The 1,115-nt window shown below is 68.8% G+C and carries 1 protein-coding gene; it reads right to left on the bottom strand.

Annotated elements, in window-relative coordinates; genetic code table 11:
• Positions 1-1,115: BCCT family transporter (locus D8M34_RS17985; RefSeq protein ID WP_174235408.1), on the bottom strand; the 1,115-nt coding region annotated here is incomplete at both ends.

Below are 1,115 nucleotides of genomic sequence, written 5' to 3'. Positions count from 1 at the left end.
GACCGCCTGCTCCAGCACCTGCGCGCCCTTCTCGTCCCGCAGCACGACCTTGTCGCGCCGCAGGTCCTTGAACAGTGCGAAGCACAGCAGGACCATGATCACGACGAACGGTGCCGCGACCAGGATCGTGAGGTTCTGGATGCCGTCGAGTGCGTTCTCCCCGCCGGTGATCAGCATGAGCACGGCGACCGCTCCCATGACCGAGCCCCAGAAGATCACGACCCACTTGCTGGGCTCGATGGTGCCGCGCTGGGACAGCGTGCCCATCACGATCGACGCCGCGTCCGCGCCGGACACGAAGAAGATCGCCACCAGGACCATCACCAGCAGGCCGGTGACGGTCGCCCACGGGTAGGCGGCCAGCATCTGGAAGAGCTGGACGTTGGAGTCGTCGGAGAACTGCGCGCCCTGCTGGGCCTGGGTGATGGCGGTGCCGCCGAAGATGCAGAACCAGACCAGCGAGACCAGGCTCGGCGCGAGGATGACGCCGCCGACGAACTCACGGATGGTGCGCCCGCGCGAGATCCGGGCCAGGAACATGCCGACGAACGGCGACCAGGAGATCCACCACGCCCAGTAGAAGACGGTCCAGCCCGACAGCCACTCGAGCATCGGCTCGCCGCCGACGGCCTCGGTGCGCCCGACCATCTCGAAGAACTGGGAGAAGTAGGCGCCCAGCGCCGTCGGGACCAGGTCGAGGATGATCACCGTCGGGCCGACGACGAACACGAACAGCGCCAGCGCCCCGGCCAGCACCATGTTGGTGTTGGACAGCCACTGGATGCCCTTGGCGACGCCGGACACGGCGGACAGGATGAACGCGGTGGTCAGCACGACGATGATCGCCGCGAGCACACCGGCCCCCGGCACCCCGTCGACCCAGCCGACGGTCTGCATGCCGCCGCCGATCTGGAAGGAGCCCAGCCCCAGCGAGGCCGCGGAGCCGAACAGCGTCGCGAAGATCGCGAGGATGTCGATGCCCCGGCCGATGGAGCCCTCGGCGGCCTTCCGCCCGATCAGCGGGATGAACGCCTGGCTGATCAGCTGGCGCCGGCCCCGGCGGAAGGTGGAGTAGGCGATCGCGAGGCCGACGACGGCGTAGATCGCCCACGGGT

Origin of the sequence: Microbacterium sp. HSID17254 (assembly GCF_003989315.1) — a bacterium.
In the GTDB taxonomy this organism is placed as follows: domain Bacteria; phylum Actinomycetota; class Actinomycetes; order Actinomycetales; family Microbacteriaceae; genus Microbacterium.
Note: the sequence above shows the minus strand (reverse complement) of the source record. Positions and strands in the feature narration are given on the sequence as shown.